The following is a 26,120-nucleotide window of genomic DNA, read 5'->3' as shown; positions in this document are numbered from 1 at the left end:
CAAGCTCCCTGGTGAACTCCACACCGGCGAATTTTTCAGTTTCCTTGACGCCTACAGCCAGCTAAACTAACAACCGGTATTTCTTTATTCAGTTCCAAGGAGAATCCATGAAGTTCACCGTCGCCCGCGACGTGCTTGCTGAAGCTGTTTCATGGACAGCGCGTGTACTTCCTACCCGTCCTGCAAGCCCCATCCTTGCCGGAATGCGTATTTCAGCCCAGGGTCAAGAACTGACTCTGTCCTCCTTTGACTACGAAGTCTCGGGAAATTCACGAATTCCTGCATCCGTTGACGAAGAAGGCGAAGTCCTGGTTTCAGGTCGACTTCTAGCCGATATTTCAAAGTCACTGCCCAACAAGCCCGTCACCATCGAAGTTGACGGACAAAAAGTTTCGCTTTCTTGCGGTTCTTCGCACTTCACCTTGGCTGTCATGCCCATTGATGAATATCCCTTGCTTCCCGGACAGCCCCAGGTTGCCGGATCTGTTGATTCGCAGGTTTTTGCCCAGGCCGTTGCTCAGGTGTCAATTGCTGCGTCGCGCGATGAAACTCTTCCCCTGCTCACTGCAGTTCGCGTTGAAATCGACGGCGACAACATCACGCTTTTGGCAACCGACCGTTACCGCTTGGCCATGCGTGAACTTCACTGGGATTCGGTTTCCGATATGTCCGAAGCCGCATTGGTGAAGGCGCGGATCCTCCAAGACGTTGCCAAGTCAATGACCAGTGGTGCAAAGGTCGACGTCGGTCTGTCCCAAGAATCTCAGCCCGGTGCCTCCTCACTCATTGGTTTCCAGGCCGGTGGACGACGCACGACCTCGACCCTCATGGATGGCGATTACCCGCCCGTTCGCAGGCTTTTCCCCGAAACCACAACAATTCAGGCCATTGTTGAGCGCCATACCCTGCTCGAAGCAGTCAAGCGCGTGTCTTTGGTTGCCGAACGCAAGACCAGTGTTCGACTGTCCTTCTCCGATGGTCAGCTTGTCCTCGAAGCTGGCCAAGGCGACAACGCTCAGGCTTCCGAAGTTGTTCCTGCGCAGCTCATGGGTGAAGACATCGCGACGGCATTTAACCCGCAGTACCTCAGCGAAGGTCTGTCGGTGATGGATACGGACTTCGTTCGTTTCGGTTTCACCCACCCCACGAAGCCTGCGGTCATCACGGGCCAAGAGAAGGCAGACGGCGGAGAATCAACCGATTTCCGCTACCTGCTCATGCCGATCCGCTACGGAATCTGATCTGGAGTTTGTGTGCGAGTTTCGCACGTTGCGCTGGATGACTTTCGTTCATACCGCCATGCGGTAGTGGAGTTTTCGCCCGGGACGACAGTGCTTCTGGGTGCTAACGGCCAGGGGAAGACCAACCTTGTCGAGGCGGTTTCCTACCTTTCGGCTTTCTCGTCGCACCGCGTCAGTGCCGAGCAGGCGCTCGTGCGTCTCCCGCTTGCGGCAGATGAGCCCCAACCCGGCGGTGCAGTGGTCAGAGTCAAACTCGTCACCGCCGGTGAGCGCGAAACCGTTATTGAGCTCGAAATTGTCCGCGGCAAAGCCAACCGCGCGAAGGTAAACCGTACTCAGGTGCGTCCAAGAGAAGTCTTGGGCCTGCTCAAAAGCGTGGTCTTTTCACCCGAAGATCTTCAAATCGTTCGCGGTGACCCGCAGCTTCGTCGTCAATTTATGGACGATTTGCTCATTCAACAGCACCCGCTCATTGCGCAGGTAAAGAATGATTTTGAGAAGGTTGCTCGTCAAAGAGCGGCGCTGATGAAAAGCGCGCAATCTCAACTGCGCAGGGGATATACCCCCGATTTTTCAACGATTGATGTGTGGGATGAGACCTTCGCCGAGCTTTCTGTTCAACTGAGCCTTGCTCGCGCCGGCCTCGTCGCCGAACTTCGCAGGCCCGCAGCCGATGCTTACGAAGAAATCGGTGGGTCGCCTCGGAAAATGGATATCGAATTCGTCGCTTCCCAGGGAAGTTGCGCACCCGAGGCCAGCGCCGCGCAACTCAAAGAAGAACTCAAGGACCTGCTCGCTGCTTCGCGTATGAAGGAAGCCGAACGAGGGGTAAATTTGGTCGGCGCGCATCGAGATGACCTCAAACTTTCCCTTGGTGGGATGCCAGTGAAAGGTTATGCAAGCCACGGTGAGACATGGTCGGTTGCACTTTCACTGCGTTTGGGTGCTTTCGAGTTGCTTTCTCGCGATGGTGACACCCCGATTCTTATTCTCGACGATGTATTTGCAGAGCTAGACTCCTCCCGCCGAGCAGGTTTAACACGTATGATTACCGGAGCGGAACAGGTATTGATCACGGCAGCTGTCGCCGATGATGTTCCGCCAGAATTGCACGCTCAGACTCATGCTGTTCACTGGGATCCTGAGCTTGGAACGGTGGTCGGTGATGAGTGAATTTTCCGATTTTGAATACGCCTCCGCAGCACTACGGCGTGCACAAGCCAGAGCACAAGCCCAGGGACACTACCGTGTGCCCTTGCGGACTCGACGCCGCTCAATTAGTGGCCAAAGTGAAGAGTTTGCGCAAGAAATTCTGCTCGATGATGAGCACGAGCTTGATGACGTGAGCGTTGATTCCGAGGCTGACCCCGATGGTGAATTCAGTGCGCTTTCGACCGTTGTCTCGCGGGCGGGAAGCCGATGGATCAAAATGCCAGGAATGGCGCCACTGCGCCGAAAATACCGTGAACCTAAGCGCCTTGGACTCACGGTTGATTCCCTCATTGCTCAGCGCGGTTGGCAAGAGCACACTCGCATGGGGGATCTCATGTCGAGGTGGAGCCAGATTGCCGGCGAGGAGATTGCTGCTCACTGCAGGATCGAAGCAATTGAAGACCGACGAGTCATTGTGCAATGCGATTCGACGAACTGGTTTAAGAACGTTCAGCTCTTTCTTCCCCAGCTTGAGCGCAATATTGCCGAGGCTGTGGGTGAGGGTGTTGTTCAGCAGGTGATCTTGCGTCCACCGGCCTCTCCTTCGTGGAAAAAGGGCCGTTTATCAGTGCCTGGACGCGGTCCTCGAGATACCTACGCGTAGTTTCTGAACGTGTGACTGATCACAGCCTCAAAAACCGCAAGATTTCGCGGATAGTTCCTGTGAGTGATTACCCCTCATAGCGGTGTCAATCAGGGCTTTCCCCTTGCCTTTTCGGTAGAATAGGAACGGTTGTTTTATTGATACTGCGCCATTTTCGGGCAGTACGCACCCGTGTGGGTGAAGAATGAGGGGAGCCATTAGGTGGCTGAAACGCAAGAACCAACAGTCGATGACGGATCCGACGGCTACGGCGCGTCAGATATTACCGTCCTCGAAGGTTTGGAGGCGGTACGTAAGCGCCCCGGTATGTACATTGGGTCAACCGGTGAGCGCGGCCTACACCACCTGGTGTACGAGGTAGTTGATAATTCCGTTGACGAGGCCTTGGCTGGCTACGCGGACCACATTGAGGTCACGATCCTGGCCGATGGCGGTATTCGCGTCGTCGATAACGGCCGCGGTATTCCTGTCGACGAACACCCCACCGAGCACAAGCCCACGGTCGAGGTCGTCATGACCATCCTCCACGCCGGCGGTAAGTTCGGCGGCGGCGGTTACGCCGTCTCCGGTGGTCTTCACGGCGTGGGTATCTCGGTCGTGAATGCGCTGTCAACGCGCGTTGACACGGTTATTCGTAGGCAGGGCTACGCATGGCGCATGTCTTTTGCCAACGGTGGTCATCCCATCACAGAGCTCGTTCGCGGTGAAGAAACCAACGAGACCGGCACGACGCAAACCTTCTACCCGGATCCCGAAATCTTTGAGACGACCGTTTTCGATTTTGAGACCCTGCGTCAGCGTTTCCAGCAGATGGCATTCCTCAACAAGGGACTGCGCATTACCTTGACCGATGAGCGTGAAAGCGCCACCGGCGAAGGCGACGAAATCGCGGGCGACGAGCAGGCCTCGGAAGAAAAGCACAAGGGATTCCGCCAGGTCTCCTACATGTACGAGCACGGTCTGCGTGACTACGTGGAGTACCTGGATTCAGCGAAGAAGACCGAAGCGATTAACGCTGACATCATTGACTTCGAAGCGGAAAACGACGAGGGCACCATGAGCGTGGAAATCGCCATGCAGTGGACCACCTCGTATTCCTCTTCGGTTCATACTTTCGCGAACACGATCAACACCACCGAAGGTGGCATGCACGAAGAGGGCTTCCGTACGGCGCTGACTTCGCTGGTGAACCGCTATGGGCGCGAAAAGGGAATCATCCGCGACAAGGATGACAACCTCACCGGTGACGATGTGCGTGAAGGCCTCACCGCCGTCATCTCCATCAAGCTCACCGAGCCCCAGTTCGAAGGCCAGACGAAGACGAAGCTTGGAAACACCGAAGCTCGTACTTTCGTTCAACAGCAGGTCTACTCCAAGCTCACCGACTGGTTCGATGCGCACCCCGCAGACGCGAAAGCCATTATTTCGAAGGGTCAGGCCGCTCAGGCCGCTCGCGTTGCCGCACGAAAGGCGCGTGAGGCGACCCGCCGTAAGGGCGTTCTGGAGTCGGCCTCGATGCCTGGCAAGCTGCGCGACTGCTCCTCGCGAGTGCCCTCAGAATGCGAAATCTTCATCGTCGAGGGTGACTCCGCAGGCGGTTCGGCCGTCGGCGGACGCGACCCTGAACACCAGGCAATTTTGCCGATCCGAGGCAAGATTTTGAACGTGGAAAAGGCTCGCCTGGACCGCGCACTGAGCTCGGATACGATTCGCTCCCTGATCACCGCTTTCGGCACCGGAATTGGTGAGGATTTCGATCTGTCGAAGCTGCGCTACGGCAAGATCGTCATCATGGCGGATGCCGACGTGGACGGCCAGCACATCGCAACTCTGTTGCTCACGCTGCTCTTCCGCTACATGCGTCCCCTGGTTGAACAGGGACACACCTTCATCGCTATGCCTCCGCTGTACCGCATCAAGTGGTCCAACGCAGAGCACGAATTCGCTTACTCAGACAAGGAACGCGACGAGATGCTTGCCGCGGGAGCTGCAGCAAACCGCAGGCTTCCCAAGGAAGGCGGCATCCAGCGCTACAAGGGTCTGGGTGAGATGAATGATCACGAGCTGTGGGAAACCACCATGGATCCTCAGCACCGCATCCTCAAGCAGGTCACTCTCGAAGATGCAGCAGATGCCGATGAGACCTTCACCATCTTGATGGGTGACGACGTCGAGAGGCGCCGCACGTTTATCCAGCGCAACGCCACCGACGTGCGCTTCCTCGACATCTAAAGCCCAGCGATGGGGCCGCAACGCACGCGCGGCCTCGTCAGTAGAAAACGAAACGAAGGACCAAAGTGAGCGACGAACAGACAGTCGATGCCGAACACATCCGCGACATCGAACGTATTCGCCAGGTCGACCTGCAAAAGGAAATGCAGCGCTCCTACCTCGACTACGCAATGAGCGTGATCGTCGGGCGCGCGCTGCCCGACGTTCGTGACGGACTCAAGCCCGTGCACCGCCGTATTCTCTACGCGATGTACGACGGTGGTTACCGTCCCACCTCTTCATTCTCCAAGTCATCGCGCATCGTCGGTGACGTCATGGGTAACTACCACCCGCACGGTGACGCGGCGATCTACGACGCGCTCGCACGCCTCGTGCAGCCCTGGTCGCTGCGCGCCCCGCTGGTGGCGGGCCAAGGTAACTTCGGTACCCCCGGTAACCTCGGTCCGGCAGCACCCCGTTACACCGAATGTAAGATGGCACCCCTGGCCATGGAAATGGTCCGCGATATCGACGAAGAATGCGTTGATTTCCAGGACAACTATGATGGCCGCAACCAGGAACCGACCATTCTTCCCTCCCGATTCCCCAACGTCTTGGTCAATGGTTCGGAAGGTATTGCCGTCGGTATGGCCACCCGAATCCCCCCGCACAACCTGCGTGAAGTCGCACGCGGCGTGCAGTGGGCGCTGGACAACCCCGAGGCCTCGCGCGAAGAACTGCTTGACGCTCTGATCAAGCTCATTCCCGGCCCCGATTTCCCCACCGGCGCAACGATTTTGGGCCACCGTGGAATTGAGGATGCCTACCGTACGGGACGCGGCTCCATCACTCAGCGAGCCGTTGTTAGTGTCGAAGAGATCCAGGGACGCCAGTGCCTGGTGGTCACCGAACTGCCCTACCAGGTCAACCCCGACAACCTCGCTGACAAGATCGCTCAGCTAGTTCGCGACGGTCAGATCCAAGGCATCGCGGATATTCGCGATGAGACTTCGGGACGTACCGGTCAGCGTTTGGTGATTGTCTTGAAGCGTGACGCTGTTGCGAAGGTTGTTTTGAACAACCTCTACAAGCGCACCTCCCTGCAAGAGAACTTCTCGGCAAACATGCTCGCGCTGGTCGACGGTGTTCCGCGAACCCTGTCGATTGATGGCTTTATCCGCCACTGGGTTGCTCACCAGATCGACGTGATTGTGCGCCGCACGCAATTCCGCCTGCGCAAGGCTCAAGAGCGTCTGCACATCTTGGACGGTTACCTCAAGGCCCTGGATGCATTGGATGAGGTTATTGCCCTGATTCGTCGCTCGCCCACGGTCGACGAGGCGCGAAGCGGCTTGATGGAGTTGCTCGACGTCGACGAGATCCAGGCCGACGCGATCTTGGCTCTGCAGCTGCGCCGCCTGGCCGCTCTGGAACGTCAGAAGATTTTGAACGAGCACGCCGAACTGCGCGCACGCGTTGAAGATCTGCAGGATATCTTGGCCAAGCCCGAACGTCAGCGCGCGATTATCTCCGAAGAACTTGGTGAAATCGTTGAAAAGTATGGTGATGAGCGCCGTACGACCATCGTTCCCTTCGATGGGGAGATGTCGATGGAAGACCTCATCCCCGAAGAAGATGTTGTCGTCACCATCACCCGCGATGGCTTCGCAAAGCGCACCCGCACCGACAATTACCGTTCCCAGAAACGAGGCGGTAAGGGCGTTCGCGGGACCCAGTTGCGCGGCGATGACGTGGTGGAGCACTTCTTTGTCACGACCACGCACCACTGGCTGCTGTTCTTCACGAACCTCGGTCGCGTGTACCGCGCGAAGGCCTACGAGATTCCCGAAGGCGGTCGCGATGCCAAGGGCCAGCACGTTGCAAACCTCTTGGCCTTCCAGCCCGAGGAGCGCATCGCACAGGTCTTGGCGATCCGTACTTACGAGGACGCACAGTACTTGGTGCTGGCAACAAAGTCCGGCCTGGTGAAGAAGACCCCGCTGGAGATGTACAACTCTCCGCGAAGCGGCGGCATCATTGCCGTTAACCTGCGTGAGGACGAAGAGGGCAACCCCGATGAGTTGGTCTCTGCTCAGCTGGCTAACGCGGATGATGATCTGCTGCTGGTTTCGCGTGATGGTCAGGCCGTTCGCTTTGCGGCAACGGATGAGCAGCTGCGGCCCATGGGCCGCTCGACTTCGGGTGTGCGCGGCATGAAGTTCCGCGGCGACGATGAGCTCTTGACCATGGATGTCCCGCGTGAAGGCACGGACCTGCTCATTGTGACGGAGTCCGGTTATGCCAAGCGCACTCCGATTGAGGAGTACCCGACCAAGGGCCGTGGAACCATGGGCGTGCGCGTGGGTCGCCTTGTTGAAGAACGTGGTGGACTTATTGGCGCGCTGGTTGTGGATCCTGAAGAAGACATCATGGTCATTACCGAGTCCGGCAAGCTTGTCCAGGTCAATGCTTCCGATGTTCGCCCGACCGCTCGTAACACCATGGGTGTGATCTTTGCTCGCCCCGATGAGAATGACCGAATCATTGCAGTGACGCGCAATCCTGAGCGCGACATTGACGAAGAGGATGGCGAGCAGTTGACCTCAGAAGAGGAAAACTCTCAGGTGGGTGTCGGCGAAAATAGTGACGAAACCCCCGCACAGGATGTAGCGTCAGAGCATGACGACTCACAGGAGGTTCAGGAATGAGTGATCACGCATCCAATGACCGCGATGATCTTCCCCGTCAGGTAGACCTCGCGATCGTGCGAGTGGACCCCTGGGGAGTCATGAAGGTGGCATTCCTTCTCAGTGTTGCACTGGGAATCGCCATGGTGGTCGCAGTGTTGATCTTGTGGCTCATGCTCAATGCGATGCACGTCTTCGCGTCGGCAGAGGGCTTCCTACAGTCCATCGGAGCTTCGCAGATGGTTTCGCTTCTGGACTACGTCAGGCTTCCGAAGGTCATGGCCTACGCGACTTTGATTGCTGTGATGAATGTCGTCATGTTGACCGCTTTGTCGGCACTGGGCACATTCTTGTACAACCTGGTCGCTTCGCTCGTCGGTGGCATCAAGGTCACATTGATGGATGACTGATCGGGCATTCGAGCTCGTTGGCCCGGGGGTATTGATGGGGACATCAATACCCCCGGGCCTGTGTTTTGCCTACTGCGGCGGCAGCCGCTAGCTCGAACTTTGCAAGTGATTCCGGGCGATAGCAGCATCTGTCAGCAATGAGTGGGCGACGTCACGATCAACAATTTGGCGCGAACGCCCGCTCGCATGTACTATTTAACGCGTGCCTTTCGGCATGGCAATGGGCCTATAGCTCAGTAGGTTAGAGCGCAGTCCTGATAAGACTGAGGTCGGTGGTTCGAGCCCACCTAGGCCCACCATCCGCAGGAACAATTGAGCGGAGGCTCCCATGAAGAAGTTTGTGAAGACTCTTTCGCTAGTGGCTTGTGTCGCTGCAGTGGGGCTTGTGGTCCGGCAGATCTGCCAGGATCTTTCCAACAATGAGGAACTGTGGACATCCCTTACGGATGACGTCTCGCAGGCGTAAATCTGGGGGAACCCCTTTGGGGCTATGGCGCAATTGGTAGCGCACCTGCTTTGCAAGCAGGGGGTTACGGGTTCGAGTCCCGTTAGCTCCACCACTAAAGGTCCAGCTTCGGCTGGGCCTTTTTGTTGTCTACGGTATCTAGCTTGGCCTTCGAAATCCGCGCATGACAGACGGTTTTCGCTCACCCATTCCTCGTTTAGCTCGCTCACCTACCGTCTTAAAACGGCAATAGACCCGGAATGGGTGAGCTAAACCAGGAATGTGTGTGGGGGAGGAGGGGAGGGGGAGGTGGCCTTCAGCCGGTGCTTACCCGGTAATGTTCACCCGGCAATCAAGAGCGCGCCCTGGTCGATACGCACACCAACTTTGCGCGAGCGACCGATAGCATCGCCATCGACTTCAACAATGGCAGCTTGATCCAAGGAAAGCTCGCCTTCCGTGAGCTGCCTAAATGACAATTCCGCGGGAGATGCGGGCATATTGACGGCCGGCAAGCCCAAGCTTTGCCCAAAGACCTTCAAAGACAGGTGCGCCCAGCCGACAATACCAACCTGCGTATCCACAGCGATGACATCGACTAAACCGTCATGCAAGGAAGCTTCGGGAGCCAAGGTTACGACGGGCAAATCACCGCAGTTTGCAAAGAGAACGCAGCGCGCAGTGAATCGTGTTGACACATCACTGCCGTCAGCTCCCTTTCCCTTCAGGCGCGCACCCATGCGGGGTACATTTAGCGAGTTCACCGCTGAAATGACATATGCCGCCCAGCCAATAGTTTTCTTGAGCTCGGGGTCCGTCTTCGACATTGTTTCGCCGTCAAATCCCATCCCAGCCAAGGTCACAAAGGGGAACTCGTCGTCCAAGGCAAGCGCGGCCTCGTCAGTGGAACGACGGGAATCCGAAGTTAATGCGGACAGGAGCTTTCCCTCGCAGGGAAGGGAAAAGCGCTCCTCGGGGTCAATCATGCGGAGCCACGCCAAATCAACGCTGCGGGTCGACTCACCCAAAGCAACCGCTAGAGCATCGAGGGGAGAATCCAAGGGAAGCCCAAGATTGCGGGCCAAAACATTACCCGTACCCTCGGGCAAGATACCCATGCGCACCCCGGTGTGAGCCAGACCAGCGGCCACCGCGCGGACGGTTCCATCGCCGCCGGCTGCGATCACATGCGTCGCACCTGCGCGCACGGCCTTTCGCGCCTGAGAGACACCGGGATCTTCAATAGTGGTCTCGAGGAAGTGAATGTCTCGCACACCAAGAGCGCGCGCATCCATGGTCACCGAATTGCGGAAAGCCTGGGGATCCTCGTGCTTGGAAGGATTAAAAACCACCCAGGGGCGGATATTCTCAGCGATGCCAGGGGGAAGTGAAATCGCCGAACGATGCGCGCGACGAGCACGAGATTGAATGAAGTATTTAGCACCAGCCGTCACGCCAGCGCCAGCGATTCCGGCCAGCGCAATCAAGTAGGGCGACGGTGGATGAAACTTACGCATACTGCAAGTGTAAAGGGCATATCGGCGCACGCGCTGATATTCGTCGGCACTGACGCGGGTGCGTGAACTAAGATGGCCCCATGATTGATGTGCGTGCATTGCGTGAAAACCCTGAGCCCGCCCGCGCCTCACAGCGCGCTCGCGGAGCTGACCCCGCCCTTGTTGACCAGATCCTCGAAGCCGACGTCGCCCGTCGCGAGGCCTTGCAGTCTTTCGAGGCCCTGCGTGCGACCCAGAAAGAGGTCTCCAAGTCCGTGGGTCGCGCCTCAGCGGAGGAACGCCCTGCGATCCTTGCACGCGCAAAGGAACTTGCCGATGAGGTGAAGGCCGCCGAGGCCGCCGCAAACGCTGCCGATGCCGAGGCCGATCGCCTCGCTCGCCTGCTCCCGAACCTGGTCCTCGATGGAGTTCCCGTCGGCGGCGAGGAAGACTTCGTTGTCCTGCGTCACGAGGGCCCCGCGCCTCGTGATTTCGCAAGTGAAGGTTTTGAGCCCCAGGATCACCTGGCACTGGGTGAGGGCTTGGATGCGATCGACACCAAGCGCGGTGCGAAGGTGTCGGGTGCGCGCTTCTACTACCTCAAGGGTGTGGGCGCACGCCTCGAACTCGCTCTCATGACCATGGCCATGGACCAGGCCGTCGCCAACGGTTTCGTGCCGATGATGACTCCGACCCTGGTGACCCCGCAGGTCATGGGTGGTACTGGCTTCCTCAACGAGCACTCCGAAGAGATCTACTACCTGCCCGCCGATGACCTGTACCTGACGGGTACCTCTGAGGTTGCCCTCGCCGGCTACCACGCCGATGAGATCCTCGACCTGAGCGCCGGCCCCAAGCGTTACATGGGTTGGTCGACCTGCTACCGTCGCGAGGCCGGTTCGGCTGGTAAGGATACGCGCGGTATTATCCGCGTTCACCAGTTCAACAAGGCTGAAATGTTCAGCTTCTGCCGTCCTGAGGATGCAGAAGAAGAGCACGCACGCTTCCTCGCATGGGAAGAAGAGATGCTCGCTAAGGTTGAACTGCCCTACCGCGTGATCGATACGGCCGCCGGTGACTTGGGCACTTCTGCTGCCCGCAAGTTCGACTGCGAGGCGTGGCTGCCCACCCAGGAACGCTACATGGAGGTCACCTCGACCTCGAATTGCACGACTTTCCAGGCACGTCGCTTGGGTATTCGTGAGCGTCGCGAAGATGGCATGACCGCGGTGGCCACGCTCAATGGAACCCTGGCCACCACCCGCTGGCTGGTTGCGATTCTTGAGAACCACCAGCAGGCCGATGGTTCGGTCCGCGTTCCCGAGGCAATGCGTCCCTACCTGGGTGGCCTCGAGGTTCTTGAGCCTATTGCCGCAAAGTAACGAGGCTGCGTGACCAGCTATTTGACGGCGCCGCTGAGCGGTGAGGCTCCCCGTCCTTTCGGGGAACTTGTGGAGGAGGCGCTCAATGCGCTTCCTTCCACTTTCCCGCGTGATATCACGCAGGTGATGGTCGCCCTGGACATCGATGGGACGATCTTGAGTCCCAGCGGTGCCAGCGCACAGGTCGTTGAAGCGATTGCAGCGCTGAGTCGCGCCGGTGCGCAGGTCGTCATTGCGACCGGTCGCTCGATGGGTGCGGTCCTGCCAGTTCTCCCGCTGCTGGGTTTTCGCCGCGGGTGGATCGTTGCTTCCAATGGTGCGATCCTTGCTCGCGTTCACGAGGCCGGCTACGAGATTGTGCATCGCCACGAGTTTTCCCCCGCCGAGGTGATCGACGAGGCATTAAAGACTCTTCCGCATGCGCGGTTCGCCGTCGAAGACCGTAATCTTCGCTTGATTTCAACGGGTTTTCCCGAAGGGGAGATCGTTGAAGACACCAAGTTGGTGAGCGTTGATGAACTCAAAGCGATGCGCACGCCCAAGCTTGTCATTCGCGAGCCAGCTTTGGACCGCGATGCTTTCGAAAGTATCTTGTGTGCCCTGCCTTTCGCGAAGACTCACGAGGTTTTCGTTGGTTGGACCTCGTGGGCTGATATCAGTTCACTCGGGGTGACGAAAGCCAGCGGACTTGATGAACTCCGACGGGATCTCTCGCTTCCCGTTGAGGGAACTGTCGCTATTGGCGATGGCACAAACGATATTGCCATGATTCAGTGGGCGGCCTTTGGGGTCGCCATGGGCGGTGCCACCGAGGAGATTCGCGTTCACAGCGATTTTGTTGCGGCAGCAGTCGAAAACGATGGTGCGGCCGCCGTCATGCAGGCGATTTTGCGCTGGTGCGCATCTCATGCGTGTGAGTGAGCCAATCACCCATAATCTCGAAAGCTCGGTCAAGATCACCAAGTTGGCAATGCTCAGCCATATCCGGGTCATCTGCGGCGTGGAACTCCCGGATATCAAGGCTTGCCGCATTTCGTAGTGCTCGACGCACATCCTCTAAGCGTTCAAAAGGCACGTACTGATCAGCATCTCCGGCCATAACCAGGCAGTGCTGGTTGATCATTCCTTCCAATGGGGCCATAGTGAAAGCTCCCATTGCCGTTAAGACATCGGTGGGCACACGTAATCCGGTGAGATCACGCGCCTGCTGGAGCTTCCATGCCAGATCGGCATTCATGTGGGGCAAAACCCTCATGCTTGTGTTGATGAGCCATTCAGGCTCTGATCTATCGATGAATCCATCAATTGCTGGACGCAGTGCGCGAGGTAGCGGCATCGTTAGCCCGTCCAGAAGGCGGTACATCATGTCGAATGCAATGACGTGGCTAATACGTGGGGTGTATGCCGCAGCGCGCATGACTAGGTAACCGCCAAAAGAAACTCCCAGTGCAGCAGCACTTTCAATTCCGAAGAAGTCTAAGACCGCGGCAGTTGGGCGCTCCCACTGTGGTTCCAAAGGCATTCCTGCCAGTGCCGTATGCCCCTGTCCTGGTCCGTCGAAGACGATGATGTCGAAGGGGCGAGTGGGAAAGTGCATAGCAAAGCTCATGATTTCTTCGGCGTAACCGTCGAAACCGTTCATCATGATGAGGGTGCGAGGGCTATTCGCGCCGACGGTCTTTCGATCCATCGAATCGGCTTGCCAACGCATTGCTGTTAGTTCGCCACCGCCATAGGGGATCTTGTGGCGAGTGAAGCCTTGATCTGCATAGGCGCGATCGAAACGATGTGACATCGAGTCAATAAGCTCTTGTTTGTGTGGATCATTTCTTGGCAGGTAGAAGGCGGCAAGTTCATAGAGGCGCCACGCTGCATCTGCGTCGTCCACTTTGTCGAAATGCTGGGCCGATTGGAGCGCTAGCCTTGTGATGTCTTGAGTGGACTTGATGCGAGGCAAGAGATCTGTGGAGACGGCATCCATTCCTTCTCGGTTTAGGAGCGGATCAAATACGCGGTTGAGTTGCAGATCGAATTGGCGATTACCGGTGTACTTAACGAACATGAAAGCAGCCTATATCGTGTAATCGCAGGATAAAACGCACAAAACCTAACAATATGTTCGATAATGAACACGTTGTCCTTAAACGGTAGGATAACTGTGAAACAACACGGAAAATGATCGGATCGTCATGTCCTTGAATGAAGTTGACGCGAGTGATGAAAATACGGATCTTCGTATCCGAAAGACTCGTCGAGCGATCCGCACAGGCTTCCTCGCCGTTTGTGAAAACAAACCCTACGACAAGGTCACTGTGACCGATATATGCACCGCGTCATTGGTTTCACGAACAACGTTTTATGACCACTATGTCGACAAAGATGCCGTCCTTACAGAAGTTGTCACACTTTTCATCAAGCAAATGACTCCGGCGATCAAAGGCCTGTGGCTGCAGGACACTCGCATGAACGATCCTGAAAAACTCCGCCACGACCTCGCAAATTTGTACGCACAAAATGGCCGCGAGCTCAAGATGCTCCTTTCGTTGCGTCGTGGGGCTGAAGGAGACCTGAGCGCACAGATCGCGAACATGTGTCGTACGGTTTTTGACCAGTGGGCACGCGGCCGTATCAAGGAATCCCTCCTTCCCCTGGCTTCCGATATCTACGCTTCCGTCGTACTCACTTTCATTGAACGAGGCGCAAGCGAAGCTCTAACGAACGAAGAACTTTCCCTGATCGGCACTCTTCAGTCCCTCATCATCGAGGCGACCGCGCCGAATCCGCATGACGCAGGCGTTTCGGGTGGGGAAGTGACGACGAAGAGATAGCTTCCCGCCTCTGCGAGCTTCGGCCTCGTGAATGCTGGGAAAACCGCTACGATAGCCCCATGGGAAAAGCCTCACGTCGTAAAAAAGTAGCAGTCAGCGCGGATCAACCGGCATACCGCCCCCCGATCCCCTTCGTGGAACGCCCCTTCGAAGGGCTACCCAACGAGGTTGAACTGGTCGCAATGCGCGAAATTATCCCCTGCGCAGTGCTGAGTGGGCGCACCACCGAAGAGCACGGCGGTGCAGAGTTCGACATCGTCACCCTTCTGCCCGACGGCCACCCCGCAATGATCCGTCCCGATGGACGTATCCTCGTTGGACTACAGACGCGCTCGAACTCGGGCGATCTCTCCCACGACGTTGCCGCAGCTCTTCTTGCTGCTCTCCAAGCACAGTCCGACGGTGTCGACGGCGTCATCGATATTGATGTGCGTGAGCCCGCCCCTCGCCTTCAGGACATTGTTGATCCGAAGGCGTTTAGCGACATGGAGATCACCGCCGACTTCGGCTACTGGTTCGATCCGAATCAGGAACTCACCCCCGAAATGCGTGACGCGCTCGAACAGAACCGCGCCGACGTTGTTCCCACCGTTGCAGTGCCCGGAACCGAGGGCATGTACTGGTGCGAAATGAACCGCAACTTCGTCCGCTACGTGTCTGCTGCCCCTGAGCACAAGCTTTTTGATGCACTTGCCCGCTTGCAGGCAGCAGGAAATGCGCGCTTGGGTGAAGGTTCGCGCTTCGTCGGAGCTTTCCGCGCATGCGGCCTGGCAATCCCGGTTTTCGAGCTCGCTGAGGGCGCTTCGGCCGAAGACGTAGCCCCGGAAGCGAAGGCTCTTGCCAAAAACGTTGAGAAGGCGCTGAAGGACACCACCCCGCTGAGTGCAGACGAACGTCGCGCGCGCCAGGGCCTCGTTTCGCGCCAGGTGACGATCCGCTAACCGATCCCGGGGGAAGGTCGGGATAAACTAGCAGGGTGACTCCCGCTCAATCCGTCGAACCCTCACCTTCCCAGAAGGTCGCGGCGATCATCTGCGCCCACAATGTCGGCCGCCAGATCGCCTCGACCGTGCGCGCATGCCGAGCAATCCCGGGCGTTGACCTGCTCATCGTCATTGATGACGGCTCCGATGATGAGACGGGAAAGTACGCACGCGCAGCAGGTGCGGTTGTCGTCCGCCATTCCGTTCCCCGAGGCCGGGCCTCGGCACGCGAAACGGGCGTCAAGGTTGCCGCAATGCGTGACCGCGTTGACGCACCCGGTCGACACATTCTCTTCCTCTCGGGAGACCTAGGGGAGAGCGCCGTGGATGCGGCTTTCCTTGTCGAGGCCATTTCCAGCGGCCGCGCGGACCTTGCCTGCGCTGTCCCCGCGGGCCTCGGCAGCGAGGATCCGAGCAGTGCGCGCAAAGAGACCGCCGCGCAACGCCTCGCACACAATACGATTCGCCGCCAAACGGGTTGGGATTCTCAAGCGCCCCTGTCCGAACAGCTGTGTATCACCCGCGAGGCGCTCAACGCGATCATGCCTTTCGCCAATGGTTATGGCCTAGAACTGGACATGAAGGTCCGGTTGCTCGCCTTGGGGATGACCGCTATCGAATTGCCCTGCGCTTTTGAGCACACGGGTGATGACCACAGCCTGGTCGCTTTGAACCGGCCGACAAGCCTTGCCGATGTCGCGTGGACTTCGACGATGCTTGCGCTGCGTAAAGTTCGCCTCCGTCGACGCTATCGCACTCCTGTTTCGGCCCAGCGCGTGGGCATTCCCTTCCCAGATCCCGAACACACTCCGGTTTCCCAATCACATCCAGGAGAAATCAGTTAATGTCTGAAAAAGGTACCCGTTGGCGCCCCTTAGAGCTGCTTTCGGCTTATCTTCCCGCGGCCCTTTCGGTCCTGCTCGGTGCCTGCTTATACATCACTTTCTCTGTGGGACAGTGGCGCTCGCTTGATGTCCCCTCGTGGGATCTGGCTATTTTCACCGAAGCCGCGAAATCCTATAGTCACTTCCAGGCGCCGATCGTTCCCGTCAAAGGCCCCGGATACAACCTGCTGGGCGATCACTTCCACCCGATTTTGGTGCTTTTGGGGCCGATCTATCGCCTCTTCCCCTCAGGATTGACCCTGCTGGTTGTTCAAGATCTTTTGATTGCGGTTTCAGCGTGGCCGCTGGTTCGCCTCGCGACGAAGCAGGCGGGATGGCTCCTCGCCTCGATTATCGGTATCGGCTACGTGACCGCATGGGGTTTCCAAGGCGCTGTCGCCTCCCAATTCCACGAAATTGCCTTCGCGCTCCCCATGCTTGCGTGGGCCTCGGCCGCTTTCGTTGAAGGCCGTTGGGTGGCAACGATGGCATGGTCTGCGCCGCTTGTTCTGGTTAAGGAAGACCTTGGCCTCACCATCATGATGATCGGCTTGATTCTGTCGTGGCGAGGCAGGGATTCAATCAAGAGCTTCGCGTACCCCCTGTTTTTTGCGGCTTTCGGAGTCATCGCTTTCGTCGTGACGATTAAGCTCCTGCTGCCCGCTTTCAATGCTTCAGGAACCTGGGCGTACAGCCTCGATGGCTCGCAGGGCCGTGGAAACGTGACCCTGATCGAAAGGGCCTTGTGGCCCTCACAAAAGTTCGGTGTTATCGCCATGGCCGTCTTGGGTGCGGGGATTATTGGCCTCGCCTCGCCCTGGTTCTGGGTGATCCTACCGACCATCGCATGGCGTTTCCTCGGTTCCGTCGACTACTACTGGGATTGGAAGCACTGGCACTACAACGCAATTTTGGTGCCGATCCTTCTGGGCGCTCTCTTGGACGCTCATCGCAGGTGGAGTGAGCGCGAGCAATCTGATATTTCACGAGGCCTGGGCTGGGTGATCAGTCGACAGCGTCCCTTCGTCGCCACGGTTGCCTTGGCGATTCCCTGTGCGGCCGCACTCATCACGGCCCCGCAGCTTCCCATGTGGAAGATGACGAACCCTGGGTTTGGAGCAGTGAGCTCTAGGATGGCTCAGGTTCAGGAGATCAATTCATTGATCCCGGAAAACGCCAATGTTGAAACGGACCTGACTCTGCTTGCCTACCTGATCCCCGATCATGAGGTCTACTGGGTGGGATCCGCGAAGGGTGTTGCCGTGGATTACGTGGTTGTTGATCAGCGCGGTGCCGCCTGGGGTGATCAGAAAAACGTTGAAGCAGTCTCCTATGCGCAGGGAGCACACCCTGGTTCGACCTATAAGTTGATTTACAACTCGGGAGGCTTCCAGGTCGCTCAGCGCGTCAACTAGAAATGCTCATGCGGATTGATTGAGCGTCATATCAGTCAAGACACACGGTGCCCCCGCGATTTTCGCGGGGGCACCTGCATGAGAGTGATACTTTTCAGTGCGCGCGACGCAGCCTCATGGAGTTGAGGACAACGCACACCGAGGACATGGCCATCGCCGCGGAAGCGAGCATCGGGTTGAGAAGCCCGAAGATCGCTAGCGGAATCATGATGACGTTGTAGAAGAACGCCCAGAAGAGGTTCTCTTTGATGACCTTGAGGGTCGCACGCGAAATACGAATCGCGGCGGCAGCCATCGTGGGATCTGAGCTCACTAGCGTCATATCTGCGACGGCGATCGCGCTATCCGCGCCCGAACCCATGGCAATACCCAAACCCTGAGTCGAGGCCTGTGCCAGAGCAGCCGCGTCATTCACGCCATCGCCCACCATGGCTACCTGGTGGCCTTCTTCTTGAAGGCGCATCACGGCATCGCGCTTATCTGCGGGAAGAACTCCTGCAATAACCGAGTCAATCCCCACCTGCGAGGCAACAAAACGTGCTGCAGATTCGTGATCACCAGTGAGCAAGGTCGGAGTAATCCCCAAGGCCTTGAGCTGGGCAATCGCATCCTTTGATGACTCTTTCACCGTGTCGCGCACAACGAAGGCACCTAGAAGCACGCCATCGAGGTGCTCGGGAAGTTCACGCGTTTGTGGAGTGAGAGTTGCGGCAGGTGCTTGAGCGGAAGCAAGCCGACGCGAACGAACCTGCGGCTCGTAGCCCGCTGCCTTGACGACCTCTTCAAGCTCAGCGTCACTGTAATCGTGCTTGAGGGTAATTCGAGCACTCTCAGTTGCCAGGTTAACCTGCGCATGAACGCCATCGAGCTTGCCCAGCTTGCGCTCAACCCTGCGGACACAGGAGGCACAGGTCATGCCGCCCACTGCCATGTCGACGATGATTCCGCCGTCCTCGTCCTCATCTGCGGGTTGTGAAGCCTGCGTCGAGGCCGTATCACCGGCGGAGGAAGTTTCCTGCCAGCCCTCAACGCGCGCACTGGCCACGACGGTCGCTCCCGTGGCCTCGGCCTCGGAAATGGCGGAAAGTGCGGACGGGGGAAGGGGAATACCCAGCTCACGCAACCAGCTCACGCGGCCGGCCAGGAGAAGCGCACCGTCCTCGCCAAGCGCGGAAACCCCAAGTCCGGGGTGGTTGCGCAGCTCGCGAACCGGGTGCGAGGAAAGATCGCGCTCGCGGGCGGCAGCAGTGAGCGCACGGGCAATCGGGTGCTCCGAGGCCGACTCCAGCGATGCGGTCACGCTCAGTGCGTCCTCGCTGGACTGGGAATCAGGAGAATTCGCGCTTCCGTCGGGAAGGATGACGGACTCCAATGACATCGCGCCCTTGGTCAAAGTGCCGGTCTTATCAAGGAGGATTGTGTCGATACTGCGCGTACGCTCAAGGACCTCGGCGGAAGAAATGAGGATACCCATCTGCGCGGCCTTACCTGAACCCACAAGAAGGGCGGTCGGAGTGGCCAGACCAAGCGCGCAGGGGCAGGCAACAACCAGCACGGCAACCGCAGCAGTGATTGCGCTTTGAACGCCAGATCCGGCAAGGAGCCAGCCCGCCAAAGTCAGTAGGGAAAGCGCAATGATCGTTGGAACGAAGACCGAAGAAATACGGTCGGCGAGGCGTTGGACGGGGGCCTTGGTTGCCTGGGCCTCAGTGATCATCTGGCCAATGTGCGCCAGCTGGGTCCCAGAGCCAACGGCGGTTGCGCGGACGATCAAGGCACCCGAGGTGTTGAGGGTTCCGCCGGTCACCGCACTGCCGGGGGATACTTCGCGAGGAAGAGATTCGCCCGTCATCAGCGAGGTATCCAGCGCGCTGGTGCCCTCTTCGACGATGCCGTCGGTGGCGATCTTGTCTCCCGGGCGCACCTGGAAGCGGTCGCCCACGGTAAGTTCCGAGGCCGCAATGGTGCGGTAGGTGCGCTCGCTGCCGCTTCCTTCAACGAGGATTGCGTCCTTCGCTCCGAGTTCGAGAAGGGAGCGCAGGGCATCCCCGGAGTGGTAACGGGTGCGTGCTTCCATCAGGCGACCGGCAAGGAGGAAAGTGACGATCGCGCAGGCGCCCTCGAAGTAGATTTCCGCGTGCGTTGCGTGGCTGCGCGCGGGGATCAGTGACATGTGCATGCGCATGCCAAGCATCCCTGCACCACCAAAAACGAGGGCGTACCACGACCATAGGCTCGATGCGATCACGCCGAGGGAGACCAGGGTATCCATGGTGGAAGAGCCGTGGCGGCCCGCCTGGAAGGCAGCGCGGTGGAAGGGGGCCGCACCCCAGATCACGACGGGCAGTGAGGCGAAGGCAACGACCCACTGCCAGCCCGAAAACTGGAGGGCAGGAACCATTGACAGGCCCAGAACGATGACGGTGAAGGGGAGAGTCACAAGGAAGCGGTTGCGCAGGTCCGCGGCGCGGCGTAGCAGTCCGTCCCCCAAGTGTTCACTTTCAGTTTCAGTTGATGCGCGGTGAGTTTCGGTAGTCATTCTGAGCGATCCTGTCATGTGTATTTGGGATATCCGGGGGCACCGCATGCGATGCCCCCGCTTGGTTAAGGATCAGAAGTCGCGGGCGATTCCGACCAGTTCGAAGCCGGCCTCGGAGACAGCGTCGCGCAGGGCGTTGTCGTCGAGTTCGGTGTTGGTGACGACGGTGGCCTTCGAGGTTGCGCCGGAGTTGAGGATGACCTCGACGTCAAGAACGCCGGGAACCTCCTTGAGTTCTTCGGTAACCGATGCGACGCAGTGTCCGCAGGTCATTCCGTTGATGGAGAGCTCAACAGTGCGATCAATTTCCTGTGCCATGATGGCGCCTTTCTTTGGTGGTGGAAATGGGGAAAAACGTGTGGTGTGCGCTCAGGACTTCACCAGTCGCGCGATTGCCTTTGTGGCTTCTTGGATCTTTTCGCGTCCTTCTTCCTCGCTGTGTTGGGCGGCGTGAAGAACGCAGTGGTTCATGTGGTCTTCAAGGAGGCCGAGTGCGACGGAGTCCAGAGCGGACTGCACTGCAGAGATTTGCGTGAGGACGTCGATGCAGTAGGTGTCCTCTGCAACCATGCGTTGCAGGCCCCTGAGCTGGCCTTCGATTCTGCGCAGGCGCTTGAGGTAGTGCTCGGTTTCTTCGGTGTATCCGTGAGCCATGGTGATCCTCCTTGTGCTTCGAAATATACCCCCGGGGGGTATGTGCGTCAAGAGAGGAAAATGTCTGTCCCCCCACTCCGAAACGGTGCCGGAGTGGGGGGACAGCGTGGTTATTGAGCGCCGAGGCCGCGGGCGCCTCGTGCGCGCAATCAGTTATGCGCGCCGACGCGTCGCAGCAACGGTCGCTGCACCTGCAACGGTAAGTAGGCCGCTGAGGGGCAGAATGAAGTCAGCTGCGCCCGTACGTGCCAGAGGGCTCTTCGGGTTCTCAGAGGGAGCCGCGGCGGGGATCGACGGAGAAGAAGTTGCACCCGGAGTGGGCGAAGACGTCTGCTTGACGGTCGGGGCCCACTTCGTGTTGTAGGTGACGCCACCGCAGGCGGACTGGGTGCGAGTCATGCCCGCGTTTGCCTTCCAATCCCACTGGATATCAGCGGTGTCGACAACAGTCTTTGCCGGGCGAGGCAAGTCAGTGACGGGAGCAGATCCGATCGCACCTTCTTGTGTGTACTCCATTGCGGTGATCTCCGCGGGAAGCGCATGTGCCGCATCATCGGAGGAGTAGGTGACCGTGAGTGAGGGTTGCTGCTTGAGCTCGATGGTGACAGGGGCACCCACACCGTTGGTGAAGTTCACGGGGCGCATGCCAGCGAGGAAAGGAACGCCGGCAAGGGCGGGAATATCCAAGCTACCGGTGACGCTGGGAGAGGTTGCCTGAATCGATGAGCTTGCCGAGGCATTCATACGCGCTTGAGAAACTGTCAGGCTTCCTTCGAGGCTTGGGAAGTAGACCTTGTTGGGGCGCATGGAAGCATCTTCCAAGGCGCCGGCAGTGGTTCCATCGACCCAATTTCCGCTGGCATCTTGGTGCATGAGGCGGTAGGTCGCAGAGAAGGTTCCATTGACGACCGAAACACTCTGGACGCGCATGGCCTTTGAGAAAGCCTCGCCAGTTGCGGCATTGGCCTTCTCGAATTGCTTCTGTACTGCCTCGACCGTGTAAGCGGAAGTATCGATATCGACGTCATTCGTATCAACAGTCATGCTGGTCGTCCACTCACCAGTGATGACCAAACGATTGAAAGCAGCGGCATTCGTGAGGCGGCCATAGGTAGCCATGTCTTCGTAATTCGTCCACACATTGGTCATATCGAGAACGCCCTGGAAGCCAATAGCGTAGCTGTCCTTGGGAGAAGCTCCACGGCAGACAAGGGCGGCAGGCTGTGCGGGATCAACATCGGCGGGCAGAGTCACGATGTCGCTTCCGGGAGTGTAGACCTCACCCGAGACCGAAATCGGGATATCAGTAGATGCCTGCGAACTGTGGAAACTGCCGCCGCCGACAAGAATCGCACCGGCGAGTACGGGAACACTGCACAGTGCGAATACACGATATGACGAACGCTTCATGGAGGTCTTCTTTCTACGGACTGCCAAATTTCGCGGAAAAGCGCGAAACATTCTGGAAAATTCTAACAGTCGATACGAGTATGAATCCAGTAGCATGACCTCAAACTATCCCCACCTGCACACATGCGGGTTTAGGCTATCGTGAAGGGAAGGAGGGACTCATGAAAACGCGACGCTATCGCAACTACTACGCACGCAGGCGCGCCCCGCACTCCCTCTCCTCCTTCTACCTGCGCGCAAAACTGATCCCACTTGCCCCCAAGCTCATTTCAGCGCTCGCGGTTGGTGCGGCCTCGGCAATGGGATTTCTCCCCACGGATATCCGCAGCCGGCTGCGCATGCAATCTGACCGCCTCGGCGAAGAAGTATCGGAGCAATCTCAATCGATCTTCTTCCGCGAACCCGGACTCGATGTTCTTTTCGTACATGTGCTCGCCTCAATCGCCGGAACAGCCGGTGCCATCGTTCACGCGGCAGCCGCATTCGATGCGATCGTGGGATGGGATCGAAGCGGGAAGCTCCAGCGCCTCGCTCAAGTCACACCACGCAATGGCTATGAGGCGCTGATGGCAGGGATGCTCATAGCGGGAACATCCCTGGGACAAATGACGGGTGGAGCCGCTCACGCGGACAAGTACTTTGACTCCGAGATGGGGTCGGACATCATCGAGTATCCCGGACACCCCAAATCTTCGGTCCATCGCCTGTGGGCTCCGCACTCCCTTCAGGATATGGCTGCGGACATTGATGACCTGTACTGGGCGGGAACGTACGGGCAATCAATCAAAATCACCAGGGTCGGCGAAGGTGAGCAACGGCGCTGGTTGGTGTCGATCCCGGGGACAAACCACTTTGATACGCCATCGACCCCTAACCCCGCGGATACGGAAACTAACATCCGCGAAGCTTTGGGGCTGAGCTCATCCATGCGAATGGGCATTATTCGCGCTCTTCACCAGGCAATGAGTGAAGACGGCGTTGATCCATCGGACTACGCAAGCGAGCCCATTATCATTGTTGCCCACTCGCAAGGCGGCCTCATTGCAGTCAATCTGGGAAGTTTGCCCCCAGAGGATGTCGGGGTCAATGTCCAGGGGATTTTGGGGCTCGGATCGCCGGGACACCGGGCATGTCTGCGTTCCGATGTCGTCATGGTGGATGTTGCACACGATCAAGATGTCGTCCCATCGACTGATGGAGCTGGCGCACGTATCCGCGATCACCGGGTAATGGTTGGTCGGAACCTCAATCAACCGCGCATGCAACCCCTCTACTATGCGCACTCCTCGTCGACCTACACCGAGACGGTTGGCCGTTTGGAGCGCAGATCAGAGGTGACACGATGGGACCGCGTGGGACAGGCAATCCGCGCACTGCAAGAAATGTTGCCCCATGATGGCGAACCCACGCGCGTTCGTATCTATGACATTTGGCAAGAACTCGATGACCCGCACGGAAGTGTCTGGGCAAGGGTTAATGTCCTTGAAGCCGCTCAATCGCAGGACACCGCAACTGATGGTGACAACAATTCTCACGGGGGGAACTGATGGCGCAGAATCGTTCAATTGCGCGAATCCTTGGGATTGTCCAGCAACGCGCAGAGCAGATTTCACTCCCTCGCGTATCCAACCGGCTTGGCCTTGCCGCTTTGGGCGTGGCAAGCCTCGGGGTAGGGGCAGCACTCACTCGCCTGCGTCCGACGGATCGAAGCGGGCGATCTGAGCGTTTCCAAGCCTTGATTGAAGATGCGCTTGATCAAAGTGCGCAGCCATGGGTGTGCACAAGTTGCCAGGTTCAGGTCAACGAAGGTTTTGGCAAACCGACCATGGTGAGCTTTTCGATCAACATGGAAGCAAAGCAGTCTATAGATGATGATCGCGTTGAATTTGCCCGAAAGCTCCTTGAGGCCGCGGTGCGCAGCGTGTGGAAGAACCCCGAAATTGCACCAATTGGCATCCAAGGACGCATGAGCGTCAACGGCGAAGACACAGTCAATATGCAGGACCTGGGCTACTCTGCGCTCCAGGTACGCCCCGAAGAACTATTTGAACGACTCGGGTCCCCGGCTATCGATCGAGGATGGACACCCGCCTAAATGAGCGGGAAGCCACTCTACTCGGCGCTGATCCACTCAACCATGTCCGGGGCATACCCGGTATAACTCGCGGGAGTCAGTTCCATCAGCCGGTCTTTCGCGTCCTGAGGAAGATCCAGCGATTCAACGAAATCGCGCAGGCGAGTGGCGTCGATATCGTGTCCGCGAGTGAGCTCCTTCATGCGCTCATAAGGGTTCTCCATCCCCTGACGTCCCTCAAGGGAAGCAAGACGCATCACCTGCTGAATGGCCTCGGAAATCACTTCCCAATGCTCATCGAGTTCGGCGGACATCACCTGGGCGTTCAACTCAATACCCTCAAGGCCGCGAGTCAAATTGTCGATTGCGACAAGAGAGTGGCCAAGGGCAACGCCAATATTGCGCTGGGTTGACGAATCCGTGAGATCACGCTGAAGTCGCGAGGTCACCAGGGTTGCCGCAAGCGTTTCAAGAAGAGACGAGGCGATCTCAAAGTTAGCTTCAGCATTCTCGAAGCGAATCGGATTGACCTTGTGAGGCATCGTCGAAGAACCCGTGGACCCCTGAGCACCCAACTTTTGGTGGAAGTAGCCCATGGAGATGTAGGTCCAGCAATCCGTTGCAAGGTTGTGGGCGATGCGGCCAAAGCGCGAAATATCGCTGTAGAGCTCGCTTTGCCAGTCATGGGACTCAATCTGAGTTGTCAGCGGATTCCACGACAGCCCGAGGCGCTCAACAAAGTCCTTCGTGAGGAGCGGCCAGGGGACAGTGGGCAAAGCAACGCGGTGCGCTGCCCAGGTACCCGTCGCACCGTTCATCTTCCCCAGGTACTCAGTGTCTTCGATGCGCGAAATTTGGCGGGAAAGTCGGTAGACAAAGACAGCCAATTCCTTACCGATCGTGACCGGAGTTGCCGGCTGACCGTGCGTTCGCGCAAGCATGGGGATTTCAGCGCCGGCCTCGGCAAGCTCAAGCAAGCGCGCGAGAAGTCCACGTGCGCGCGGCAACCAGACCTGGCGGATTGCGGCTTGAATGTTCAGCGCGTGTGCAAGGTTATTGATGTCTTCGGAGGTTGCGAAGATGTGAACCAGAGGACGCAGCTGGGGAAGGACCGTATCCGGACCAAAGAGGGAGCGCGCCTCCTCAAGTCGATTGTCGATGTAGTACTCAACTGCCTTGACATCGTGGCGGGTTTCGGCTTCGATGTGGGCGAGTTCGGCAATGGAATCAGCGTTGAATTCCCGCGGAAGTGCGCGCAAATAGTCAACTTCAGCGTCAGAGAGCAGGGGCGCGTGGGCAATGACTCCGCGGCGAAGTAGCTCAATCATCCATTCGATCTCAACGTAGATGCGGGTGCGGTTGAGCGCGGCTTCGGACAGGTACTGGGTCAGTTCCTGAGTGTGCAGGCGATAGCGGCCATCGAGGGGCGATAAAGCTTGGCCTGCTGCCGCCAAGTCTGCATATCCGGTCTCGGGTGAAAACATGGATTCCTGCTGCGCTGTCATGTCTTAATCATCTCAGACCTGCGGCATCGCGCCACGCGGGCACTCGCGTCAGAGGGAAGGTCTATCCACAGGGATGCAATGCCATCGGCGTTTTCCACAGATTTTTGGTGCGCTCTGTGGGGGTGGGCCGACATTTTTAG

22 protein-coding genes and 2 tRNA genes are annotated in these 26,120 nt (G+C 58.2%); 17 read left to right on the top strand and 7 right to left on the bottom strand.

What is annotated here, in order from left to right; translation table 11 throughout:
• Positions 1–107: 107 nt before the first annotated feature.
• The 9 genes from dnaN to ACWNMW_RS04675 all read left to right on the top strand — a co-directional run bounded on the left by dnaN (position 108) and on the right by ACWNMW_RS04675 (position 8,925).
• Positions 108–1,241, top strand: coding sequence for a DNA polymerase III subunit beta (gene dnaN / locus ACWNMW_RS04715; protein WP_072457031.1), 1,134 nt, complete (start codon positions 108–110; stop codon positions 1,239–1,241).
• 12 nt (positions 1,242–1,253) lie between these two features.
• On the top strand, positions 1,254–2,414 hold the full coding sequence (recF, locus tag ACWNMW_RS04710; RefSeq protein WP_449490201.1) for a DNA replication/repair protein RecF: 1,161 nt from the start codon (positions 1,254–1,256) through the stop codon (positions 2,412–2,414).
• A complete protein-coding gene (locus ACWNMW_RS04705; protein ID WP_072457828.1) occupies positions 2,407–3,057 on the top strand; it encodes a DUF721 domain-containing protein in 651 nt (216 codons plus the stop codon). Before recF ends, ACWNMW_RS04705 begins: the two co-directional genes overlap by 8 nt.
• Positions 3,058–3,258: 201 nt before the next feature.
• Entirely contained in the window at positions 3,259–5,289 is a 2,031-nt protein-coding gene (gene gyrB, locus ACWNMW_RS04700) for a DNA topoisomerase (ATP-hydrolyzing) subunit B (protein ID WP_449490200.1), read from the top strand.
• Positions 5,290–5,354: 65 nt separating this feature from the next.
• Entirely contained in the window at positions 5,355–7,976 is a 2,622-nt protein-coding gene (gene gyrA, locus ACWNMW_RS04695; protein ID WP_449490199.1) for a DNA gyrase subunit A, read from the top strand.
• The gene (locus ACWNMW_RS04690) at positions 7,973–8,365 is read left to right on the top strand and encodes a DUF3566 domain-containing protein (RefSeq protein WP_314212823.1); all 393 of its coding nucleotides are present in this window, start codon (positions 7,973–7,975) and stop codon (positions 8,363–8,365) included. Before gyrA ends, ACWNMW_RS04690 begins: the two co-directional genes overlap by 4 nt.
• 222 nt (positions 8,366–8,587) lie before the next feature.
• A tRNA-Ile gene (locus ACWNMW_RS04685) sits at positions 8,588–8,664 on the top strand.
• Positions 8,665–8,693: 29 nt separating this feature from the next.
• Positions 8,694–8,831, top strand: coding sequence for a DLW-39 family protein (locus tag ACWNMW_RS04680; protein WP_449490198.1), 138 nt, complete (start codon positions 8,694–8,696; stop codon positions 8,829–8,831).
• An 18-nt stretch (positions 8,832–8,849) separates the two neighbouring features.
• A tRNA-Ala gene (locus tag ACWNMW_RS04675) sits at positions 8,850–8,925 on the top strand.
• 226 nt (positions 8,926–9,151) lie between these two features.
• On the opposite strand, the gene ACWNMW_RS04670 is transcribed toward ACWNMW_RS04675, so the two are convergent.
• Entirely contained in the window at positions 9,152–10,327 is a 1,176-nt protein-coding gene (locus ACWNMW_RS04670) for a diacylglycerol/lipid kinase family protein (protein ID WP_072457023.1), read from the bottom strand.
• Between the two features lie 80 nt (positions 10,328–10,407).
• Between ACWNMW_RS04670 and serS the strand changes: the two genes are divergently transcribed.
• Together serS and ACWNMW_RS04660 are read left to right on the top strand one after the other, a co-directional pair.
• Positions 10,408–11,688, top strand: a complete 1,281-nt coding sequence (serS, locus tag ACWNMW_RS04665; protein WP_449490197.1) for a serine--tRNA ligase — start codon at positions 10,408–10,410, stop codon at positions 11,686–11,688.
• A 9-nt stretch (positions 11,689–11,697) separates the two neighbouring features.
• Positions 11,698–12,609, top strand: a complete 912-nt coding sequence (locus tag ACWNMW_RS04660) for an HAD-IIB family hydrolase (RefSeq protein WP_449490196.1) — start codon at positions 11,698–11,700, stop codon at positions 12,607–12,609.
• On the opposite strand, the gene ACWNMW_RS04655 is transcribed toward ACWNMW_RS04660, so the two are convergent.
• On the bottom strand, positions 12,563–13,750 hold the full coding sequence (locus ACWNMW_RS04655) for an alpha/beta fold hydrolase (protein WP_449490195.1): 1,188 nt from the start codon (positions 13,748–13,750) through the stop codon (positions 12,563–12,565). The genes ACWNMW_RS04660 and ACWNMW_RS04655 overlap by 47 nt on opposite strands.
• Positions 13,751–13,877: 127 nt before the next feature.
• Between ACWNMW_RS04655 and ACWNMW_RS04650 the strand changes: the two genes are divergently transcribed.
• Genes ACWNMW_RS04650 through ACWNMW_RS04635 form a run of 4 tightly spaced genes read left to right on the top strand, consistent with a single transcriptional unit; the run spans position 13,878 to position 17,798 of the window.
• Complete coding sequence (locus ACWNMW_RS04650) at positions 13,878–14,516, top strand: TetR/AcrR family transcriptional regulator (RefSeq protein ID WP_449490194.1); 639 nt, start codon at positions 13,878–13,880, stop codon at positions 14,514–14,516.
• A 59-nt stretch (positions 14,517–14,575) separates the two neighbouring features.
• Positions 14,576–15,457: a DUF5926 family protein gene (locus ACWNMW_RS04645; RefSeq protein ID WP_449490193.1), complete on the top strand. Its 882-nt coding sequence runs from the start codon at positions 14,576–14,578 to the stop codon at positions 15,455–15,457.
• 35 nt (positions 15,458–15,492) lie between these two features.
• Positions 15,493–16,344: a glycosyltransferase family 2 protein gene (locus ACWNMW_RS04640; RefSeq protein WP_449490192.1), complete on the top strand. Its 852-nt coding sequence runs from the start codon at positions 15,493–15,495 to the stop codon at positions 16,342–16,344.
• On the top strand, positions 16,344–17,798 hold the full coding sequence (locus ACWNMW_RS04635) for a DUF2079 domain-containing protein (RefSeq protein WP_449490191.1): 1,455 nt from the start codon (positions 16,344–16,346) through the stop codon (positions 17,796–17,798). Before ACWNMW_RS04640 ends, ACWNMW_RS04635 begins: the two co-directional genes overlap by 1 nt.
• 94 nt (positions 17,799–17,892) lie before the next feature.
• On the opposite strand, the gene ACWNMW_RS04630 is transcribed toward ACWNMW_RS04635, so the two are convergent.
• The 4 genes from ACWNMW_RS04630 to ACWNMW_RS04615 all read right to left on the bottom strand — a co-directional run bounded on the left by ACWNMW_RS04630 (position 17,893) and on the right by ACWNMW_RS04615 (position 22,401).
• The gene (locus tag ACWNMW_RS04630; RefSeq protein ID WP_449490190.1) at positions 17,893–20,337 is read right to left on the bottom strand and encodes an HAD-IC family P-type ATPase; all 2,445 of its coding nucleotides are present in this window, start codon (positions 20,335–20,337) and stop codon (positions 17,893–17,895) included.
• 72 nt (positions 20,338–20,409) lie between these two features.
• Positions 20,410–20,655 carry a heavy-metal-associated domain-containing protein gene (locus tag ACWNMW_RS04625; protein ID WP_034501046.1) on the bottom strand — a complete coding sequence of 82 codons (246 nt, stop codon included), beginning with the start codon at positions 20,653–20,655 and terminating at the stop codon, positions 20,410–20,412.
• Positions 20,656–20,706: 51 nt separating this feature from the next.
• Positions 20,707–20,991 (bottom strand): metal-sensitive transcriptional regulator, encoded by a 285-nt coding sequence (locus tag ACWNMW_RS04620; protein WP_019126729.1) that lies wholly within the window; start codon positions 20,989–20,991, stop codon positions 20,707–20,709.
• A 153-nt stretch (positions 20,992–21,144) separates the two neighbouring features.
• Entirely contained in the window at positions 21,145–22,401 is a 1,257-nt protein-coding gene (locus ACWNMW_RS04615) for a hypothetical protein (RefSeq protein WP_449490189.1), read from the bottom strand.
• 161 nt (positions 22,402–22,562) lie between these two features.
• Between ACWNMW_RS04615 and ACWNMW_RS04610 the strand changes: the two genes are divergently transcribed.
• Positions 22,563–23,948: a hypothetical protein gene (locus tag ACWNMW_RS04610; RefSeq protein ID WP_449490188.1), complete on the top strand. Its 1,386-nt coding sequence runs from the start codon at positions 22,563–22,565 to the stop codon at positions 23,946–23,948.
• Positions 23,948–24,496, top strand: coding sequence for a hypothetical protein (locus ACWNMW_RS04605; protein WP_449490187.1), 549 nt, complete (start codon positions 23,948–23,950; stop codon positions 24,494–24,496). The genes ACWNMW_RS04610 and ACWNMW_RS04605 overlap by 1 nt, the downstream gene beginning before the upstream one ends.
• 17 nt (positions 24,497–24,513) lie before the next feature.
• Here ACWNMW_RS04605 and purB read toward each other — a convergent pair whose 3' ends face one another.
• On the bottom strand, positions 24,514–25,980 hold the full coding sequence (gene purB, locus ACWNMW_RS04600) for an adenylosuccinate lyase (RefSeq protein ID WP_449490186.1): 1,467 nt from the start codon (positions 25,978–25,980) through the stop codon (positions 24,514–24,516).
• Positions 25,981–26,120 lie beyond the last annotated feature (140 nt).

The sequence above is a fragment of the Actinomyces sp. Marseille-QA0893 genome, assembly GCF_976954355.1.
The sequence above is the reverse complement of the archived record's forward strand: the minus strand, read 5'-3'. Positions and strand labels throughout refer to the sequence as shown.

Excerpts from the sequence above, each read along its gene's own strand:
- dnaN (WP_072457031.1), top strand. The coding sequence starts at position 108 with ATGAAGTTCACCGTCGCCCGCGACGTGCTTGCTGAAGCTGTTTCATGG.
- ACWNMW_RS04705 (WP_072457828.1), top strand. The coding sequence starts at position 2,407 with ATGAGTGAATTTTCCGATTTTGAATACGCCTCCGCAGCACTACGGCGT.
- ACWNMW_RS04690 (WP_314212823.1), top strand. The coding sequence starts at position 7,973 with ATGAGTGATCACGCATCCAATGACCGCGATGATCTTCCCCGTCAGGTA.
- ACWNMW_RS04680 (WP_449490198.1), top strand. The coding sequence starts at position 8,694 with ATGAAGAAGTTTGTGAAGACTCTTTCGCTAGTGGCTTGTGTCGCTGCA.
- ACWNMW_RS04670 (WP_072457023.1), bottom strand. The coding sequence starts at position 10,327 with ATGCGTAAGTTTCATCCACCGTCGCCCTACTTGATTGCGCTGGCCGGA.
- serS (WP_449490197.1), top strand. The coding sequence starts at position 10,408 with ATGATTGATGTGCGTGCATTGCGTGAAAACCCTGAGCCCGCCCGCGCC.
- ACWNMW_RS04655 (WP_449490195.1), bottom strand. The coding sequence starts at position 13,750 with ATGTTCGTTAAGTACACCGGTAATCGCCAATTCGATCTGCAACTCAAC.
- ACWNMW_RS04650 (WP_449490194.1), top strand. The coding sequence starts at position 13,878 with ATGTCCTTGAATGAAGTTGACGCGAGTGATGAAAATACGGATCTTCGT.
- ACWNMW_RS04645 (WP_449490193.1), top strand. The coding sequence starts at position 14,576 with ATGGGAAAAGCCTCACGTCGTAAAAAAGTAGCAGTCAGCGCGGATCAA.
- ACWNMW_RS04635 (WP_449490191.1), top strand. The coding sequence starts at position 16,344 with ATGTCTGAAAAAGGTACCCGTTGGCGCCCCTTAGAGCTGCTTTCGGCT.
- ACWNMW_RS04630 (WP_449490190.1), bottom strand. The coding sequence starts at position 20,337 with ATGACTACCGAAACTCACCGCGCATCAACTGAAACTGAAAGTGAACAC.
- ACWNMW_RS04625 (WP_034501046.1), bottom strand. The coding sequence starts at position 20,655 with ATGGCACAGGAAATTGATCGCACTGTTGAGCTCTCCATCAACGGAATG.
- ACWNMW_RS04620 (WP_019126729.1), bottom strand. The coding sequence starts at position 20,991 with ATGGCTCACGGATACACCGAAGAAACCGAGCACTACCTCAAGCGCCTG.
- ACWNMW_RS04615 (WP_449490189.1), bottom strand. The coding sequence starts at position 22,401 with ATGAAGCGTTCGTCATATCGTGTATTCGCACTGTGCAGTGTTCCCGTA.
- ACWNMW_RS04610 (WP_449490188.1), top strand. The coding sequence starts at position 22,563 with ATGAAAACGCGACGCTATCGCAACTACTACGCACGCAGGCGCGCCCCG.
- ACWNMW_RS04605 (WP_449490187.1), top strand. The coding sequence starts at position 23,948 with ATGGCGCAGAATCGTTCAATTGCGCGAATCCTTGGGATTGTCCAGCAA.
- purB (WP_449490186.1), bottom strand. The coding sequence starts at position 25,980 with ATGACAGCGCAGCAGGAATCCATGTTTTCACCCGAGACCGGATATGCA.